General features: G+C 70.6%; 15 protein-coding genes. 3 read left to right on the top strand and 12 right to left on the bottom strand.

From position 1 onward, the window contains the following. Positions 1-91: 91 nt before the first annotated feature. Entirely contained in the window at positions 92-1597 is a 1506-nt protein-coding gene (locus ACFWYW_RS16965) for an amidohydrolase (protein WP_379610259.1), read from the bottom strand. Positions 1598-1771: 174 nt separating this feature from the next. Beyond that, entirely contained in the window at positions 1772-3163 is a 1392-nt protein-coding gene (locus ACFWYW_RS16960) for an MFS transporter (protein WP_379610260.1), read from the bottom strand. 72 nt (positions 3164-3235) lie between these two features. Here ACFWYW_RS16960 and ACFWYW_RS16955 point away from each other — a divergent pair, with 72 nt between their 5' ends. Then, positions 3236-3700 carry a MarR family winged helix-turn-helix transcriptional regulator gene (locus ACFWYW_RS16955; protein WP_379610262.1) on the top strand — a complete coding sequence of 155 codons (465 nt, stop codon included), beginning with the start codon at positions 3236-3238 and terminating at the stop codon, positions 3698-3700. On the opposite strand, the gene ACFWYW_RS16950 is transcribed toward ACFWYW_RS16955, so the two are convergent. Continuing rightward, complete coding sequence (locus tag ACFWYW_RS16950; RefSeq protein ID WP_379610264.1) at positions 3697-4056, bottom strand: winged helix-turn-helix transcriptional regulator; 360 nt, start codon at positions 4054-4056, stop codon at positions 3697-3699. The two genes, ACFWYW_RS16955 and ACFWYW_RS16950, sit on opposite strands and share 4 nt — an antisense overlap. Before the next feature lie 118 nt (positions 4057-4174). On the opposite strand from ACFWYW_RS16950, the gene ACFWYW_RS16945 reads away from it, so the two are divergent. Together ACFWYW_RS16945 and ACFWYW_RS16940 are read left to right on the top strand one after the other, a co-directional pair. Further along, positions 4175-5053: an NAD(P)-dependent oxidoreductase gene (locus ACFWYW_RS16945; RefSeq protein ID WP_379610265.1), complete on the top strand. Its 879-nt coding sequence runs from the start codon at positions 4175-4177 to the stop codon at positions 5051-5053. A gap of 62 nt (positions 5054-5115) precedes the next feature. Next, positions 5116-5712, top strand: coding sequence for a dihydrofolate reductase family protein (locus tag ACFWYW_RS16940; protein WP_379610266.1), 597 nt, complete (start codon positions 5116-5118; stop codon positions 5710-5712). Positions 5713-5718: 6 nt separating this feature from the next. On the opposite strand, the gene ACFWYW_RS16935 is transcribed toward ACFWYW_RS16940, so the two are convergent. The 9 genes from ACFWYW_RS16935 to ACFWYW_RS16895 are packed head-to-tail and all read right to left on the bottom strand — an operon-like array spanning position 5719 to position 16674. Further along, entirely contained in the window at positions 5719-6351 is a 633-nt protein-coding gene (locus ACFWYW_RS16935; RefSeq protein ID WP_379610267.1) for a pyridoxamine 5'-phosphate oxidase family protein, read from the bottom strand. A gap of 21 nt (positions 6352-6372) precedes the next feature. Continuing rightward, positions 6373-7533: an MFS transporter gene (locus ACFWYW_RS16930; RefSeq protein ID WP_379610269.1), complete on the bottom strand. Its 1161-nt coding sequence runs from the start codon at positions 7531-7533 to the stop codon at positions 6373-6375. Then, positions 7530-8081: a Chromate resistance protein ChrB gene (locus ACFWYW_RS16925; RefSeq protein ID WP_379610271.1), complete on the bottom strand. Its 552-nt coding sequence runs from the start codon at positions 8079-8081 to the stop codon at positions 7530-7532. The genes ACFWYW_RS16930 and ACFWYW_RS16925 overlap by 4 nt, the downstream gene beginning before the upstream one ends. 41 nt (positions 8082-8122) lie before the next feature. Next, complete coding sequence (locus ACFWYW_RS16920) at positions 8123-9355, bottom strand: aminotransferase class I/II-fold pyridoxal phosphate-dependent enzyme (RefSeq protein ID WP_379610272.1); 1233 nt, start codon at positions 9353-9355, stop codon at positions 8123-8125. Beyond that, positions 9352-10824 (bottom strand): MFS transporter, encoded by a 1473-nt coding sequence (locus ACFWYW_RS16915; protein WP_379610273.1) that lies wholly within the window; start codon positions 10822-10824, stop codon positions 9352-9354. The genes ACFWYW_RS16920 and ACFWYW_RS16915 overlap by 4 nt, the downstream gene beginning before the upstream one ends. Positions 10825-10830: 6 nt before the next feature. Continuing rightward, complete coding sequence (locus ACFWYW_RS16910; RefSeq protein ID WP_379610274.1) at positions 10831-11691, bottom strand: SDR family NAD(P)-dependent oxidoreductase; 861 nt, start codon at positions 11689-11691, stop codon at positions 10831-10833. Further along, positions 11688-12773: a hypothetical protein gene (locus ACFWYW_RS16905; RefSeq protein WP_379610275.1), complete on the bottom strand. Its 1086-nt coding sequence runs from the start codon at positions 12771-12773 to the stop codon at positions 11688-11690. Before ACFWYW_RS16905 ends, ACFWYW_RS16910 begins: the two co-directional genes overlap by 4 nt. 23 nt (positions 12774-12796) lie before the next feature. Continuing rightward, positions 12797-14041, bottom strand: a complete 1245-nt coding sequence (locus tag ACFWYW_RS16900; protein WP_379610276.1) for a beta-ketoacyl-[acyl-carrier-protein] synthase family protein — start codon at positions 14039-14041, stop codon at positions 12797-12799. 20 nt (positions 14042-14061) lie between these two features. Beyond that, positions 14062-16674: an aldehyde dehydrogenase family protein gene (locus tag ACFWYW_RS16895; RefSeq protein ID WP_379641005.1), complete on the bottom strand. Its 2613-nt coding sequence runs from the start codon at positions 16672-16674 to the stop codon at positions 14062-14064. Between the last annotated feature and the right edge of the window lie 223 nt (positions 16675-16897).

Below are 16897 nucleotides of genomic sequence, written 5' to 3'. Positions count from 1 at the left end.
CCGCCGATCCGTGCGTACGGCAGACGCCGTTGACGACCTCCTCGCGCGCGCCGAGCCGGTCGGGCAGGAGGTTCGCCCGGTTCGCCGAAGATCACCAGCGCCGGTGGACCAGGTCACCGGCGACCACCGTGGCCTCGACGGGCATGGCGGCCAGTTCCTCGGCGTCGAGGGCGCGGGGGTCCGCCGCGAGGACGACGAGGTCGGCGGGCACGCCGGGGGCCAAGCGGTCGTGGCGGGTCGAGGCGCGCAGGGCCTGGTCGACGGAGATCCGCTGCTCGGCGTGCCACGGCTGCTGACCGCGGCCGGCCCGGGACACGGCCGAGGCCATCGAGACCCACGGATCCAGCGGCGCCACCGGCGCGTCCGAGCCGAAGAGGACCCGGGCGCCAGCCGACAGGAGCGACGCCAGCGGGAAGGCCCGCTCGGTACGCCCCCGCCAGTGCCGGTCGGCCACGTCCCGGTCGTCGATGACGTGACGCGGTTGCACGCTCGCCGCCACCCCGAGCCGGGCGAAGCGATCCAGATCCCGCGTGCTCAGGAGTTGCGCGTGCTCGATCGTCCCGCGGGCGCCGGTCGTCTCGAACGTGTCGAGGGCGAGTGTGTTGGCGCGATCGCCGATCGCGTGGACGGCGGAGGCGATGCCGGCGGCGTGTGCCCGGCCGACCAGGTCACGCAGGTCGCCTGCCTCCACCGCCTGCAGGCCGAAGGCCTCCTCCCCGTCGAGCCCGGGGAACGCGTCGTGGCACCACGCGGTGCGCGTGTTCAGCGAACCGTCCACCACGATCTTGAACGATCCCATCTCGACCAGGCCCCGGGTGCCGGGCAGCACGTCGCCGGTGGCCAGCCCGCGCCGGATCGCGTCGTCGAGGTGGTCGGTGTACACCCCGCACGCCACCCGCATCGTCACCCCCGATCGGGCCCGGCGCTCCCAGCTGTCCAGGTTCGGCCGGCGCTCGAACTCGACGATCCCCACGGTTCCGCGCGCGTGCGCCCGGCGGACCGACTCGGCCACGAGCGCGTCGAGGTGTTCGGCGGGGAGGTCGTTGAGCCTGGCCACGAGCTCGTAGCAGTCCTGCTCACGGACCAGCCCGTCCGAGCGCAGGGACGGCGCCCACCGCCGTAGCGCCTCGGTGTTGAGCCAGGCGCAGTGGATGTCGTGGCTGATCAGGACGACCGGGACGGGTCCGCTGCAGGCGTCGAGCAGTTCCGCGGTGGGCAGGTCGGGCCAGGTCCCGTCCTGGAACCCGGTGCCGACCAGCGTGGCGCCCGGATCCAGCGGCCGGTCGGCCAGCCGCGCGCGCACGAGCGCCGCGCACTCGGCCGCCGACCGGGCCGGCGATACGTCCAGGCGGCTCTCGCGCAGGGCCCACATGTCGAAGTGCACATGGTGGTCCCACAGGCCGGGCATCACCACCCGGCCGTCCAGGTCGAGGGTCGCGCCGTCGTTCCGAACGGTCCCCGTGGGGTGGACGGCGGAGACCCGGTCGTCCCGCAGCACGATGTCCATGAGCTGCCCGTCGCCGTCCGGGAACGGGCTCGCGAGGCGGGCGCGGGTGAGGGTGAGCGTGCGGGGTGTCGCGGTGGGCTTCGAAATCATGTTCACACTGTCCAGGGCCCGCCTGACGCGGACACCGGGCCATCGCACGGATTTGCTCGCGGCGCATCGTCGCGGCCAACGAAAACCCGGCGCTCCCGCCGCCTCGCCCGTCGCCCGGTGCCCGGCGCTCGTCGTCCTGCGTCGGGCGTCCGGCTCTCGACGTCCGGCGGCCGGTCAGGCGGGGTCCGGTGTGGGCGACAGGTCGCGGTTGAGCCTGCCGTAGACGAACGCGAAGGCGGCGGCCAGCGCGCCCGCCCCGGCGGCGACGCCGAAGACCCACTGGTAGCCGTGTTCCCCGGGCAGCGAGGCCAGGATGGCGGCGATCACGGCGCCGGCCGTGCTGCCGCCCGCGATGCGGACCAGCGCGTTGATCCCGGCCGCGACCGCGGTCTGCTCGGGCCGGACGTGTTCGACCGCCATCGTGCCCAGCGCGGCGTAGCTGACGCCCAGCCCGATGCCCATGAGCGAGGTGGCGACCAGGATGTCGGCGGGGCCGGTGTGCGCGAAGACGAGCCACAGACCCGCCGCGCCGGCGATCGCGGAACCCGTCCCGACCAGCGAGGCGGCGGCGAAGCGGCGCATGAGCCGGCCCGCGAACAGCGAGATCACCAGCATGAACAGCGTGCTGGGCAGCAGGTAGAGACCGACCTGCAGGACGCTGGCGCGTAGCGCGGGTCCCTGTACGAAGCCGGAGATGCCGGTCATGCTCATGAAGAAGCCGAACCCGAGCAGCATCGAGGCCACGGTCGCGCCGACGGTGCCGCGGTGGACCAGCATCGCCATCTGCACCAGCGGCTCGGCCACCCGGCGCTCGACCAGCACCCAGACGACGGCCACCACGGCCGCCAGCGCGAACACCCCGAGCGTCGCCGCCGAGGTCCAGCCCCACGTGCCGCCCTGGCTGATCGCCAGCAGGAGCGCCACCAGCCAGACGATCATCAGTGCGGCGCCGGCCAGGTCGGGGCGGCCGCCGCCGGCCGGCGCGGTGTCGCGTACCAGGAAGAAGACGAAGACCGAGCCGATCACCGACAGCGCGGTCGTCACCCAGAAGAGCATGTGGTAGTCACCGGCGACCAGGCCCGCCAGGAGCATGCCGCCGCCCGCGCCGAACCCCATGGTCGCGCTGAGCACGCCGATGCCGGTGGCGAGCTGGTTGCGCGGCAGTACGTCACGGACCACGCCGATCGCCAGCGGGACCAGGGCGGCGACAAAGCCCTGGAGCACGCGGCCCACGATCAGCCAGGGCAACGTGGTGGCCACCGCGGCGATGATCGAGCCGATGATGAGCAGGGCCAGCGCGCCGAGGATCACGCGGCGCTTGCCGTACATGTCGCCGAATCGCGACAACAGCGGTGTCGCGACCGCGCTGACGAGCAAGCTGATCGTGAGCGTCCAGCTCACGGCGGTCAACGAGGCGTTCAGTTCGCGCTGGAGGATGGGAAGCAACGGGACGACCGCGGTGTTCTGGACGGCGGCCACGGAGGCGGCGAACGCCAGCACCACCACTCCTGGCCATGGGTTCCTGGTGGGTGTCATGCGCTCGGCGGTCGCGGCGACTGTCGCCATGACGGCTCCTTAGGTAACTTAGGTAAGTAACTGGGAAACGATAATACATACGTAAGTTAGGTAAGCAAATAGATGGACCAGGAGCTCGCTTCCACCGTCGCCGCCTTCCGCAGCGTCGTGTCGACGCTCAAGCGCGCCAAGACCCACGACATGATGGGCACCGTCGCCGGCATGCGGGTCGATCAGCCGGACGCGCAAGTCCTGATCCACCTGCTCGACTCCGGCGAGCCGCGGCGGGTCGGCGCGATCGCGCAGGCCCTGCACGTGGAGAGCCCGCACGTCACCAGGACCGTCACCAAGCTCGAACGGCAGGGCCTGCTGGAACGCGTGCGCGACCCCGACGACGGCCGGGCGTGGCGCATCTGGCTGACTCCGCGGGGAACCGACGTGGCCCAGGTCTGCCTGCGGGTCAACCTCGAACTCTTCGAGACCGCCATGGCCGCCTGGGACCCGCAGGACCGCGCCGACCTCACCCGCCTGCTCGGCAAGCTCTCCACGGAGATGACGGCGATCCTCGAGGAACGCCTGCGGAGCTAGAGCGGCAGGTTCACCTTCTCCGCCCCGATCCGCTCGATGCGTTCGGTGCCCCAGCGTCCCAGGGAGCGCAGGGCGACGTTGAGTGAGCGGCCGTCCTCGGTCAGGGAGTACTCGACCTTCGGCGGCACCTCGCGATACACCTCACGACGCACGAGCCCGTCTTCCTCCATCTCGCGCAGATGCTGGATCAGCATCTTCTCGCTGACGCCCGGCAGCCCGCGCCGGAGCTCGGCGAAGCGGCGGGTCCCGTAGTTGTCCAGCTCCCAGAGGATCAGCGACTTCCACTTCCCGGAGACCACGTCCATCGCCGCGTCGATCCCGCAGAAGTAGGGGCCCCGCCGTGCTGATGTCGCCATCCGCCCTCCTCAGACGTACTTACCTGTGGGTGGGTACCCCACTAAATAGTCGGTACTGGCCAACTTTACCGGTGGTGGGAAGGATGACCGGAAAGACGAACTCGAAGGGGGACCCAGGATGACGGACCACGTCCAGGTGAGCGTTCTCGGGCTGGGGGCGATGGGCGGCGCACTCGCGGGCGCCCTGGTGAAGGCCGGGCACCCGACCACCGTCTGGAACCGCTCCCCCGGCAGGGCGGACGACCTCGTGGCCCTCGGCGCGCGGAACGCCGGCAGCGCCGGTGCGGCGGTCCTCGCCGGCCCGCTGGTGATCGCGTGCCTGCTGGACCACGCGTCGGTCCATGAGGTGCTCGATCCGATCGCCGGTGAGCTGGCCGGCCGTACCTTGGTCAATGTGACCACGACGTCACCGGCCCAGTCGCGGGAGCTGGCCGAGTGGGCGGCCCGTGCCGGGATCGCGTACCTGGACGGCGGGATCATGGCCGTGCCCGCCATGATCGGCGGGCCCGGGTCGTCGATCCTCTACAGCGGCTCCGCCGAGGTCTTCGGGCAGTACAAGCCGCTGCTGGATCTGTGGGGAACGAGCACCTACTTCGGGCAGGACGCCGGTCTCGCGTCTCTGTACGACCTCGCCCTGCTCGCGGGCATGTACGTGATGTTCGCCGGATTCCTGCACGGCGCCGCCATGGTCGCGCCGGCCGGGGTGACGGCGGGCGAGTTCGCCTCCATGGCCGCGCCCTGGCTGTCGGCCATGACCGGCTCCTTCCAGGGGTTCGCCGCGGTCGTCGACGGCGGCGACTACACCGTCGCCGGGCAGCAGAGCCTGGAGTTCTCCAACCTCAACGACCTCGTGGCGGCCAGTGCCGAGCAGGGCGTCAGCACCGAGGTGATCGGCATGGTCCAGACGCTCGTCCGCCGCCAGATCGACGCGGGCCACGGCCAGGAGGGCTTCGCCCGGATCATCGAGAGCATCAGGAATTTTCCCAAGGACGTGTAGAGGACGCGCGGGCGGCTCCGACCCTCCTGTGAAAGCACACGGAATCGCAGGAGGTAAGCACGATGAGCAAGGTCATCTCAGACATGTCGATGTCCCTCGACGGCTACGTGGCCGGACCGCACCAGAGCATGGACAACCCGTTCGGCGAGGGCGTGGGCGACCGCCTGCACCAGTGGATGTTCGACGAGGCCGAACGGCACGCCAAGGTGATCGAGGGCGTCACCGCCGCCGGGGCGTTCATCATGGGCCGCAACATGTTCGGCCCCGGCCGCGGCGCCTGGGACCTGGACTGGAAGGGCTGGTGGGGCGACGAGCCGCCGTACCACGCGCCGGTCTTCGTCCTGACCCACCACCCGCGCGAGCCGCTGACGATGAAGGGCGGCACGAGCTACACCTTCGTCACCGACGGGATCGAATCGGCCCTGGCCCGGGCGCGCGCGGCCGCCGGAGACCGGGACGTCGCGATCGCCGGCGGCGCCGAGACGGTGAACCGGTACCTGGCGGCGGGGCTCATCGACGAGCTGCGCCTGCACGTCGCGCCCCTGACCCTCGGCCGGGGCGAGCGGCTGCTGCACGGCGTCGGGGAGCACGCGCTCGAACCCGTCGGCGAGCCCTGGGGCACCGGCCTCGTCACCCACCTGACGTACAAGGTGGTGTGACGGGCTTCAGTACTGGTTCGTCCGGGCGTCCAGGGCGAGCCCTTCGTCGATCGCCGCCACGGGGACGTCCTTGATGTTCATCTGGTCCTTGGCGATCCGCCCGAGCGTGGGCAGGCTCTTGCGGTCCGGCCAGGTCTCCGGCTTCCAGAGCGAGGAGCGCAGGAACGCCTTGGCGCAGTGCATGTACAGCTCTTCGACCTCGATCAGTACGGCCAGCCGCGGCCGCTTCCCCTGTACGACCAGGTCGTCGAAGAACGGCGCGTCGGCCACCAGCGAGGCGCGCCCGTTGACCCGGAGCGTCTCGTTCATCCCCGGCACGATGAACAGCAGTCCGGCATGGGGGTTGCGCAACATGTTGCGGAAGCTGTCGAGCCGGTGGTTGCCGGGCCGGTCGGCGAGGACGAGCCGGTGGTCGTCGAGTACCAGCACCGATCCGGCGGGGTCGCCGCGGGGCGAGACGTCACAGGTGCCGTCGGTGTTCGAGGTGGCCAGCAGCACGAACGGCGAGTGCGCGATGATCGTGCGCGCGTGCTCGTCGATGCGGGCGATGTCCTTGTCCCAGATGACCTGATGCGGTTCCTTGACGATCTCCCGGAGCTCGGCATCGGTCGTCACCACACGCATCTCAGAGGAACTCATCTCCCGAGAATAAGGTAAGCCTCATCTAACTAGCGAGAGCGGGCCGGATCTCCGGAGGAAGAGCGGCAGGACCGCGGTGGCCGCGGCCAGGACGGCGAAGCCCCAGGGCAGCGTGGCCGCACTGGCGACGGCGGCGACCAGCAACGGCCCGCCCGCGTCGCCCAGTTCGCGGCCGAGTTCGGCGGTGCCCATGGTCTGGCCGAGCCGCTCCGGCGGGGTCGCGGCGGCGAGGGCGGCGAAGGCGAGCGGGGTGATCAGCCCGGTTCCGGCCCCGATCAGCGCGGCGGCCGGCAGCAACCCGGGCAGGCCGGGCAGCAGGGCGGCGGCCAGGCCGCTCGCGGTCAGCAGCAGACCGGCCGCCACCCCGGTGCCGGTGCGCAGGCGGCCGGAGTCGAGTGCGCGCCCCGCCCACGGCTGCACGAGCGCGGCGCACAGGGCCAGGACCGAGACGGCCGCCCCGGTGGCCGGCGGCGACAGCCCGGCCGTGGCTCCGGACAGCGGCAGGAACCCGACCCCCACGGAAAGGGCGGCGGTGGCGGCGGCCAGCGCGGCCACCGGGCGGAGGAACGCGCCGTCGGTCAGGCGCCGGACCAGGTCCACGACGCTCTGCCGGGCCCTGGGCAGGGGCGGCACCACCGGAACCGCGAGCCAGGCCCACACCGCCACCGCGGCGGCCAGCGCGGCGAGCACCACGAACAGCAGCGTCAGCCCGCCGGCCCACACCAGCGCGCCGCCGAGCAGGGGTCCGGCGGTGTAGCCGATGCTCTTGAAGAAGCCGTAGGAGCCGAACGCGCGGCCGTGCCTCGCCTGGGGGTTGAGCCGGGCCACCAGCGCGGAGGCGGCCGGGGAGAACGCCGAGGCGGCCGCGCCCTGGCCCAGCCGGGCCGCCCACAACCAGCCGGGGTCGCGGACCAGGACGAAGAGGGCGGAGGCCGCGGCGAAGCCGATCAGCCCGCCGAGCAGGACCGGCCGGGCGCCGATCCGGTCGGCCAGCGCGCCGAACACCGGCTTGAGCACCACCTCGGCGCCGTCGTACAGGGCGAGTAGCAGCCCCAGGTAGAGCACCGACCTGACCAGGCCGGCCTCGCCCTGGCCGAGGTTGGCGGCGATGCCGTGCGCGCCGAAGGCGGTGGTGAACCCGGCCGCGTACAGGGGCCAGGTCCGCCGGACGGAGACGGTCATGGCTCTTCGCCCTGGTCGAAGGCGTGCAGGTGGGCGAACACCCGCTCGCTGTAGTCCTCGAAGCGGCGCGCGCAATCGGCCAGCCGTCGCTCGGCGGGACCGGCTCCCGGAGCGCCGAACACGTCCCTGGCCTTCAGGTCGCGGTGCCAGCGGCGCAGCCGTTCCAGGCTCTGCTCCTCTTCTTCGAGCTCGGCCAGGGTGAACTTGGCGGTGCGGATCTCCTTGTCCAGTTCCGCCTCGTACTTGCCGCAGTCGGCGGTGAACTCCGCCCAGTCCTCCTCGCGGGCGGCGGTGAACATCGCCTGGAACCGGGCCGCGTCGGCGGGCTCGCGTCCGCTGGCACGCAGCACCACGACCTCGCCGTCCGCGCGCTCGGTCAGGTGGACGGCCCGCTCGATGCCGTCGGCGAACACCGGCACCCGCGGCACCGCCCACACGCCCTGCCCGAGCGACAGCCCGCCCACCTTGCGCAGCTCCCGCCAGACCGCGACCCGGTGCCGGGACGGCTGCGCGGGCAGCCGCACGATCAGCACCACCCATTCGTTCACCAGAGGAAAGTAACACGCGTTACATCATGGCGTGAAGCAGGTCAGAACCTGAACTGCTCCTTGAGCATCGCCAGGGTGGAGAGGAAGCCGTCCAGCTGCTCCTCGGTGTGGCCGTCGCTGATGATCAGGCGGAGCAGGGCCTTGTTGCGCTTGACGGCCGGATAGACGAAGACGGGCACGAGGTAGCCGTGGTCCAGGAACGCCTGCCGCAGTTCCACGGCGACGTCGTCGTCGTTGACCGGGACCGAGACGATGTAGGTGCTCGTCTCGCTGGTCTCGCAGCCGATGTCGGCCAGCCGCCGGCGGAACGCGGTCACCTTCGCCAGGTAGGAGTCGACGATCTCGGGATCGTGGCTCAGCCGGCGGATGATCTCCCTGGCGGTGACGGCGGTGGGCGGTTGCATGGCGGCGGTGAACATCGAGGTTCCCGACAGGAGCTCGAAGGACTGCACCGCCGCCGACGGGCCGGCTATCGCCCCGCCCTCCAGGCCCACCGCCTTGGAGAAGGACATCATCACGAAGTCCGCCCGGTCGCGCATGTGCTGGTACTCGGTGGCGAAGGGGCGGTGGGCGGGGCCGTAGATCATGAAGCCGTTGGCGTCGTCGACGAAGCTGATGGCGTTGTGCTTTTCGCACAGGTCCAGGAGCGCGGGGATGGGGCCCATGGTGCCGTCCGCCGAGTAGACGCTCTCCATGACGACGACCACCTTGCCGCCGCCGACCTTGGTGAGGACGCGGTCGAGGTGCTCCGGGTCGTTGTGGCGGAAGAAGAAGACGCGTTTGCCGTATCCCAGGCCCTCCACCGCCTTCCACAGGCTCCAGTGGGAGTCCCGGTCCAGGACGAACACCGAGTCGGAGTTGTTCATGCGGACGCCGGCGCCGAGGTCGATGTCCTGGCTCATGGCGTGGACGAAACCCACGTTGGCCAGCAGTCCGGTGGCGAAGGTGAGGGCGCGTTCCTTGCCGGTCGCCTGGCTGACGTCCTGTTCCAGTTCCAGGTGGGCGCGGCAGACGCCCTGCGTCATCCGGGAGCCGCCGGTGGTGAGGCCGTACCGGTGGGCGCCTTCGGCGAAGCACTGCCGCAGGTCGGTGCGCTGGTGCATGTTCAGGAGGTTGATGCTGGCGAGGTTGGTCAGCGTGCGGCCGTTCTGCGTGATGCTGGGGCCGGTGATGCCGTCCACGATCGCGGGCTCACCGATCAGGCCCGATCCCTCTTCGAGTACCTGGGTGAAGGTCTCGAAGCCCCACTTGTCCACGGCGCCGGAGCTGGTCATGCCTTTTCTCCTAGGTTCGGGGCGATTCGGGGATGTCTGCGGAGCACGATCACGATGACCAGCCCGGTGATCATCAGGAGTGCCGCGGACACGATGACGGTCAGGTGCAGACTGGCGACGAACGTCTCCCGGGCGGACTCGGCTATCTGGGGGTACGCGCTGCGCAGGGCGAGGGCCGAGTCCCTGACCACGCCCGCGTGGGGAAACCAGGCGGCGAAGGCGGCGGACATGACACTGCCCAGGACGGCGATCCCGAGCCCGCCGCCGAGCTCGTAGGAGGTCTCCTCGACGGCCGCCGCCTGCCCGGCGTGTTCGGTGGCGACGGCGTTCATCATCGCGTTGGACGCCGCCGTCAGTGCCACCGACAGCGAGAACCCCATCGCGGCGAAGCAGCATCCGATCAGCCACGGCTGGTCGGTGGTGGACAGCGTCACCAAGGGGGCCAGCGCCACCGAGGTGCCCACCAGCCCGGCCGCGACCAGCGGCGGCGCGCCGAACCGGGCGACGAGAGGGCCGCCGACGAGGCTGCCGAGCACGCTGGTCACGCTCATCGGCAGGATGCGCAGGGCGGCCGACAGCGGCCCGAGCCCCACGACCAGTTGCAGGTACTGGGTGAAGAACAGCTCCAGCCCGACCAGCACGAGGAACGTGACCAGGATGGACACGGCCGCCGTGGAGAAGGCGGGGTTGGCGAACAGCCGTACTTCGAGCAACGGCGAGTCGGCGCGCAGCTGCCTGCGCACGAACCACATCAGCAGTACGGCGGCGCCGGCCCAGCTCGCCAGTGCCGTCGGCGCGAACAACGACTCGTGCCCCGCCGTCTTGATGCCGAAGGCGAAGCTGAGCACCCCGCCCGTGGCCAGGAGCGCGCCCAGCGCGTCCCAGCGTCCGGAGTCGGCGCGCGGCGACTCCGGCACCAGGAGCAGGGTGAGCGGGATCGCGGCGATCATCACCGGGACGTTGATCAGGAACACCGCGCCCCACCAGGTCCATTCGACAAGCGCGCCGCCGACGAGCGGGCCGATGATGGCGCCTCCCGCGGCGACGGCGCTCCACACGCCGAGGGCCGTCGCGCGCGGCTTCGGATCGGTGAACACCTGCCTGATCATCGAGAGCGTGGACGGCATGATCATCGCGCCGCCCAGTCCGAGGATCGCGCGGGCCGCGATGAGGATCGCGACGTTCGGGGCGAACGCCGCCGCGAGCGAGGCGAGTCCGAACACCGCGTATCCCCACAGCAGCATCGCCCGCCGGCCGTACCGGTCGCCGAGGGCGGCGAACGGGAGCAGCAGGGGCGCGCAGACGAGCGAGTAGACGTCGGCGATCCACAGCACCTGCGACGCGCTCGGGCCGAGCTCGGCCGAGAGCATCGGCAGGGCCGTGTAGAGCACCGTGATGTCGATGACGACGATGAACAGGCTGGCGCACAGAATCGTCAGCACGACCCACGGGTTTTGCGAACCTTTCATGTCGTCCTATTCCCGGAAGGTGTACGAGGCGAGAGTGTCGAAGGCCCGCGTGGGCAGGATCCATCGGGCCATGGCGAGCACTCGCGCGTCCCAGCCGACCAGGTAGCGGCTGCGCGGCCGCGCCGAGGTCAGGGCGTGGACGATGGCCTCGCTCACCCGCGTGGGATGGGCGGCCAGCTTCAGCATGCGGTCCTGGTCGACCCGCGCCCGCTCGACCGAGCGGGCCCAGGCCGGGTAGTACAGGCGCAGCTGGTCGGCGTGCACCTTGTCCGGCAGAGACTCGAACGCGCGCAGCGAGCGTGGCCACAGGGCCGTGCGTACCGCGCCCGGATTGACGAGCACCACGTGGATGCCCCACCGGCGCAGCTCCATGCGCAGCGCGTTCGACGACGCCTCCAGGGCGTACTTGGCCGCGCAGCTCGCGCCGATGCTGGGGAAGACGCACAGCCCGTTGATGCTGCTGATGTTGACCACGCGGCCGCCGTTCGTGCGCAGGTGGGGCGTGAACGCCCTGGTCACGGCGAGCGGGCCCAGATAGTTGACCTCCAGTTCGTGCCGGACGAACTCCATGGGCAGGATCTCCAGCGGGCCGTGGTACTCGGCGGTCGCCGCGTTGACCACGCCGACCAGGCGCCGCCCCGGCCCCGGCACCTTGGCCACCGCCTCCTCGACGGAATCGGGCGAGGTGACGTCGAGGTGGATCACCTCGATCCCCTCCGGGCTGTCGGCGAAGGTCTCGGTGACGGCCCGCTCGGGGTCGCGTACCCCGGCGAAGACGTGAAAGCCCTTGGCCGCCAGCGCCCGCGCGGTGACCGAGCCGATCCCGCCGGCCGCGCCGGTGATCAATACGGTACGGCCGTCGGTCATGCGGGGAAGTACGACCGGAGCGGGCCGTCACGCCGGACGTCGAGCGTCGCGCAGTGGAAGGACCCGGCGAAGGCGTAGTAGGACTCGAACGAGCAGGGCAGCGGCGTGAAACCCCACTCCTTGAACGCCTGGATCATGGGCTCCTGGTTGCGTTCGACGACCACGCGGCGCTCGTCGAGCATGAGGACGTTCATGTTGACCCAGCCGCTGACCACGCCGATCGGGTTGGAGTCGGTGTGGACGGGATCGGGCGCCACGAGCACGTCCCAGTCCCGCAGGACCGGCGGGAGGCCGGCCAGGTCGAGGAACTCGGGGTTGACCAGCACCTTGCCGGGGGCCAGCGGCATGAACGTGGTGTCGATGTGCATGGCCTGCGGGCAGCGGGACTCCAGCACGTGGATGCGGTAGTCGTCGCCGAGGTGGCGGCGCAGCCAGTCGATGCCGGCCTGGTTGGTGACGTGGCTGCGCTGGCAGAAGATGTCGCGCCCGGCCCGGACGAAGTCGGCGGCGTCGAAGGTCGGCTCGAACTCCGTGGTGACGAACCCGATGGGCTCGCCGGGCTCGGGCACGCGGTAGCCGTCGTCATACAGGTCGTCGAGCAACTGCGGGCGGGGTGCGGCCGTCCACCGGGCGCCGGCCGCGGAGTATTCCTTCAGAAGCCGCCGGTAGGGCCAGGTCTCGTACTGCCGCCCGCGGTCGGCCATCGGCGCCTCGATGATCTCGTCGCCGATGACCAGGAAGACGTCACGGGGGTTGGCCGCGCAGAACCCGGTCCCGACCTGCCAGGACGGGGTGGAGAATCCGGCGGCGAAGTCGATGGGGTCGGGCCGGCGCACCCGTACCCCGGCCGTCTGGAGGATGTCGATGAACTGCTCCAGGTCCTCTTTGGCCGGCTCGATCATCTCGGGCGGGTAGGGGGTGCCGTCCGCCCCGCTGACCTCCTCGATCGTCTCCCACGACCCCGGCGGCACGGTGACCTTGTTGATCACGTTCCAGTCGGGCAGCATCGCGCCGTCCACCACGCCGACGACGACCTCTTCCAGAGGGTCCCACTCGTTGTGCGAACTGACGGGTCCAGACATCGTTGCCCTTTCCGATAGCGATTTCACGGCGTCCACGCGCGGACCACCAGGGCCGCGTTGTGACCGCCGAATCCGAAGGAGTTGCTCAGCGCGGCGCCCACGTCCATGCGGCGCACCTGGTTCGGGACGTAGTCGAGGTCCTCGACCTCGGGCGCGTCGCAGTTGAACGTGGGCGGCACGAGGCCGGTCGCGATCGCCTTGACGGTCGCGATGAGCTCGGCGGTGCCGGCGGCGCCGATCATGTGACCGGTCAGCGCCTTGATGGAGCTGATCGGCGGCACCCGCGCGCCGAAGACGTTGCGGATCGCCAGGCTCTCGATCCTGTCGTTGAGCACCGTCCCGGTGCCGTGCGCGTTGATGTAGTCGATGGCGTCCGGTTCGAGGCCCGCGTCCCGCAGCGCGAGCCGCATCACCGTCGCCGCACCCAGCCCGTCGGGATGCGGCGCGGTGGGATGGAAGGCGTCGGTGGTGGCCGCGTAGCCGGCGACCTCCGCCTGGATCGCCGCGCCCCTGCGCAGGGCGTGCTCGGCCTCCTCCAGGACGACCACCGCCGCGCCCGCACCCACGACGAAGCCGTCGCGGTCCCGGTCGAAGGGGCGGCAGGCGCGTTCCGGCTCGTCGTTGCGCCGCGACAGCGCTCCGGTGATGCCGGTGGTCGCCATGTCGAACGCGGTGATCGAGTCGTCGCAGCCGCCGGCGATCGCCAGGTCCGCCCGGCCGGTCCTGATCCACATGGCCGCCTCGCCGACGCTCATGGTGCCGGTGGCGCAGGCCGTACTCATGGAGCCCGAAGGTCCCGCGGCGCCGAAGCGCAGAGCGATCTCCGCCGACGGGCTGTCGGCGGACAGCGCCGCCGCCGCGTAAGGCGGCACGCCACGGGGACCTCGCTCGGCGAAGCGGCTGTAGAGCGACTGCTGCAGCCAGCTGCTTCCGTACCCGGAGCTGACCAGGACGCCCAGCCGGGGGTTGAGGTCCCCGCCCTGCGCCAGCTTGGCCTCGTCGGCCGCCTGGACCGCCGCCGCCAGGCCGTACCGCGCGAAGTGGTCGAGCCTGCGGCTCACCTTGTGCGGCATGTACTCCAGAGGGTCGAAGTCGCGGACCTGCGCGGCGATCGTGGTGCTGAGTCCGGCCGGGTCGAACGCGTCGATCGTCGCTATGCCACTGCGGCCCTGGAGCAGGCTGGTCCAGAACGTGTCCACGTCCCGGCCGACGGGTGAGATGACGCCCGCGCCGGTGATGACCACGCGTCGGGGATGGCGGATCGGCATGGGCAGGCTGCCTTTCGCGTTCAGTCGAGTCGTGGCGTGGTCAGGTGCTCGGCGACCACCTGGGAGAGGAGCGCGGGCCCGGTCCAGCGTTTGCCGTACCGCATGACGTAGCCCGCCATGACACCGTGCCCGCCGAACGGCTGGTTGCCGTTGTCGACGTCGATCAGCGTGCTGTTCACGGCCACGGTGTGTCTTTTGCGCAGGGTGTCGACGAGGTCTGGCTCGCCGTCGTACACCATGGCGCCCATCGCCCGTTCGGCGAAGAAGGGCGAGTCGATGTGCTGGTTCACCTGCTGCGCCGTGGAGTAGCCGACGACGTTGAAGATCGGGGCGAAGAACTCCACGATGGGTACGCGCGGGGCCCAGTCCCGTACCAGGACGGTGGGTTCGACGCGTTTGGTGCGGAAGTCGATGGCGCCTCCGGCGACGATGTTCTCGTGGTTGCGGCGCAGGTAGTCGGCGGAGGCCTCCACCGCGGTGTCGTACCAGAGGCTTCCGTAGTCGGCTTCGGGGTCGCGGTTGCTGCCGTACTTGGCCGCCGTCACCGCCTGGGTGAGGCCGTCGATGAAGCTGTCCTTGACGGAGTCGTGGACGTAGAGGACGTCGGGTCCGTAGCAGTCCTGGCCCGAGTTGAGCAGACGCACCCGCATGGCATCGCGTACGGCCCGGCCGACCTGGGCGTCCGGCCCCACGATGAACGGGTTGACCCCCTGCCCGAAGAAGACGAAGAGCTGTTCGTCGCGCAGGGTGGCACGGACCTGTTCGGCGTTCTTGTAGGTGCCGGTGAAGATGACGACGTCGGCGGAGGCCACCTGGCCGGTGACGAACTCCCGCTGGCTGGCCTCGACCACCTCGATCGGCAGGTTGTGCACGGGTGCCAGGAGGGCGTGCAGCCGGTGGAGCTGGCCGGCGATCACGCTCGCCGGCCTGGCGGTCAGCCGCTCGGTGAACAGTGCGGGCACCAGGAGATAGAGGACGTAGCTGTAGAGCAGGACGTTCGACGGCATGAACGCGGCCAGGCGGCGGACTCTGGACGGCCCGTGGGTGAGGACCTCCTCGACCGCTCCGGCCAGGGTGGCGCGGGAGGCTTCGATCTCGTCCATGACCGACCGGTGCAGCGAGATCTCGGTCAGGATGTCGATGATCGGCTGCGGATCGTCCCGCAGCATCTCCTCCACGGCCCGCAGGCCCCGCACCCGTTCCTCGGGCGGCATCATGGCCGGCGTCCCCGCCGGCGCCCGGACGCCGCCGGTGGCGGTCAGCCGCCGCAACGCCGCCATGTCGGGTTTGCCGCGGGCGGTGACCGGGATCCGGTCGAGCACGATGACCTGGTTGGGGCCTTCGTGGGCGGGGAGCTGTGCGGTGAGCCGGGCCCGCCAGTCGGCGGGCTGCGGTTCACCGGCGTCGGCGACGAAGAAGACGAGCCGGCACCCGAGCCGCTCGTCCTCCACCGGGACGACCGCGACCGGACGTCCCAGTACGGCCGCCGCCCGGCGCTCCACGGCCTCCGGATAGATGGTGTGCCCGAGGCGGTGGACGGCGAACTTGCGGCCGACCACGTAGAGGTTGCCCTCGGCGTCCTTGTGGCCGAGGTCGTTGGTGCGCAGCTCGGTCAGGGGCGCCGCCTCCTCCTCCAGAGGCAGGTAGCCCTCCATCAGGTCGGCGGAGCGTACGACGACCTCGCCCATCTGGCCGGCGCTCAGTTCCTTGCCGTCGTCGTCGACGATCGTCACGTCGACTCCGGCCAGCGGGCGGCCGCAGCCGTTCGGGTTGTCCGGCGTGGCCAGCGCGATGTTGCCCGCCTCCGTACTGCCGTAGCCGTCCAGCAGCGGCTGGCCGGCCTCGGTGAGGAACCGGTCGGAGAGCGTCGGATCCAGGGGCGCGCCGCCCACACACCACATGCGGACACGGGACAGATCGGCCAGCAGTTCCGGCCGGCGCTCCGCGAGATTCAGGATCGTGTGGTACGTCGAGGGCGTCGCGTCCACGGACGTGGCGCCCGCGTCGGCGCCCGCCCGCAGGGCCCGGTCGAGCCGGCTGTACGGGGTGATGAGCAGCGAGCAGTCGCTCATCAACCAGATCAGGACCAGCGAGATCCCGTATTGGTGGGAGAAGGGGAGGAGCGGCAGGAGCACGTCCTCGGGCTTGTACGCCATGCGGGCAGCGGTCCGCTCGGTGTTCGCGATGATCGAGCGGCCGGAGCGCACGATGCCCTTGGGGTGCCCGGTCGAACCGGAGGACCACGCGATCAGCGCGTCACGACGGCCGGTCCAGGGGTTGAGGTCGAGGGACCGCACGGGCGGGTCCTGCACCGTTGAGACCAGCCGGCCGAGCTCGATGGTTCGCATACCGGCCGGTGGCAGTGTGGCGTCATCCGTCAGTGCGATGTTCGTTCCGGAGGCGGCGGCCATCCGCTCGAGTTCACCGCGCGTTTGATGCGCGTCCACAATCACGATGGAAATGTTTAGGTTGACGAGAGCGAGGAATCCTACGACAAAGTCCGGCGAGTTCCGCGCGACCAGGAGAATGCGATCCCCCGGTGCTATGCCGTCCCGTGCGAGCCCCTGCGAGACGGCGGCTGCGATGCTCGCCACCCGTTCATTCGTTATTGCCGATCCATCGGAGATCAGCATCAGCATCACCTACCGAGGACTTTCCTACGTGACGCTGGATAACGGGTCAACGTCGGTCTTTCCGGTCATCCGACCTCCAAACTTCGGCGGTTGACCGCGCGATACCTCCTAGTCATGCGAGGTATTTGCATCTGCATACTCACCTCACGCATCGGGTCACCCACCTTCCGTCAAGGCAGCGACAGAGCGCCTACCAGCGATTATGAGAAGTCTGGAAATCGAT

Source organism: Nonomuraea sp. NPDC059023, from assembly GCF_042740095.1.
Classification (GTDB): domain Bacteria; phylum Actinomycetota; class Actinomycetes; order Streptosporangiales; family Streptosporangiaceae; genus Nonomuraea.
Note: the sequence above shows the minus strand (reverse complement) of the source record. Positions and strands in the feature narration are given on the sequence as shown.

Bases quoted from the DNA above. Each gene is read 5' to 3' on its own strand.
- ACFWYW_RS16965 (WP_379610259.1), bottom strand. From the start codon at position 1,597: ATGATTTCGAAGCCCACCGCGACACCCCGCACGCTCACCCTCACCCGC.
- ACFWYW_RS16955 (WP_379610262.1), top strand. From the start codon at position 3,236: ATGGACCAGGAGCTCGCTTCCACCGTCGCCGCCTTCCGCAGCGTCGTG.
- ACFWYW_RS16920 (WP_379610272.1), bottom strand. From the start codon at position 9,355: ATGACCAGCTCCGGCGCCGTGGACAAGTGGGGCTTCGAGACCTTCACC.
- ACFWYW_RS16950 (WP_379610264.1), bottom strand. From the start codon at position 4,056: ATGGCGACATCAGCACGGCGGGGCCCCTACTTCTGCGGGATCGACGCG.
- ACFWYW_RS16930 (WP_379610269.1), bottom strand. From the start codon at position 7,533: ATGACCGTCTCCGTCCGGCGGACCTGGCCCCTGTACGCGGCCGGGTTC.
- ACFWYW_RS16945 (WP_379610265.1), top strand. From the start codon at position 4,175: ATGACGGACCACGTCCAGGTGAGCGTTCTCGGGCTGGGGGCGATGGGC.
- ACFWYW_RS16910 (WP_379610274.1), bottom strand. From the start codon at position 11,691: ATGACCGACGGCCGTACCGTATTGATCACCGGCGCGGCCGGCGGGATC.
- ACFWYW_RS16940 (WP_379610266.1), top strand. From the start codon at position 5,116: ATGAGCAAGGTCATCTCAGACATGTCGATGTCCCTCGACGGCTACGTG.
- ACFWYW_RS16905 (WP_379610275.1), bottom strand. From the start codon at position 12,773: ATGTCTGGACCCGTCAGTTCGCACAACGAGTGGGACCCTCTGGAAGAG.
- ACFWYW_RS16935 (WP_379610267.1), bottom strand. From the start codon at position 6,351: ATGAGTTCCTCTGAGATGCGTGTGGTGACGACCGATGCCGAGCTCCGG.
- ACFWYW_RS16895 (WP_379641005.1), bottom strand. From the start codon at position 16,674: ATGCTGATCTCCGATGGATCGGCAATAACGAATGAACGGGTGGCGAGC.
- ACFWYW_RS16915 (WP_379610273.1), bottom strand. From the start codon at position 10,824: ATGAAAGGTTCGCAAAACCCGTGGGTCGTGCTGACGATTCTGTGCGCC.
- ACFWYW_RS16900 (WP_379610276.1), bottom strand. From the start codon at position 14,041: ATGCCGATCCGCCATCCCCGACGCGTGGTCATCACCGGCGCGGGCGTC.
- ACFWYW_RS16960 (WP_379610260.1), bottom strand. From the start codon at position 3,163: ATGGCGACAGTCGCCGCGACCGCCGAGCGCATGACACCCACCAGGAAC.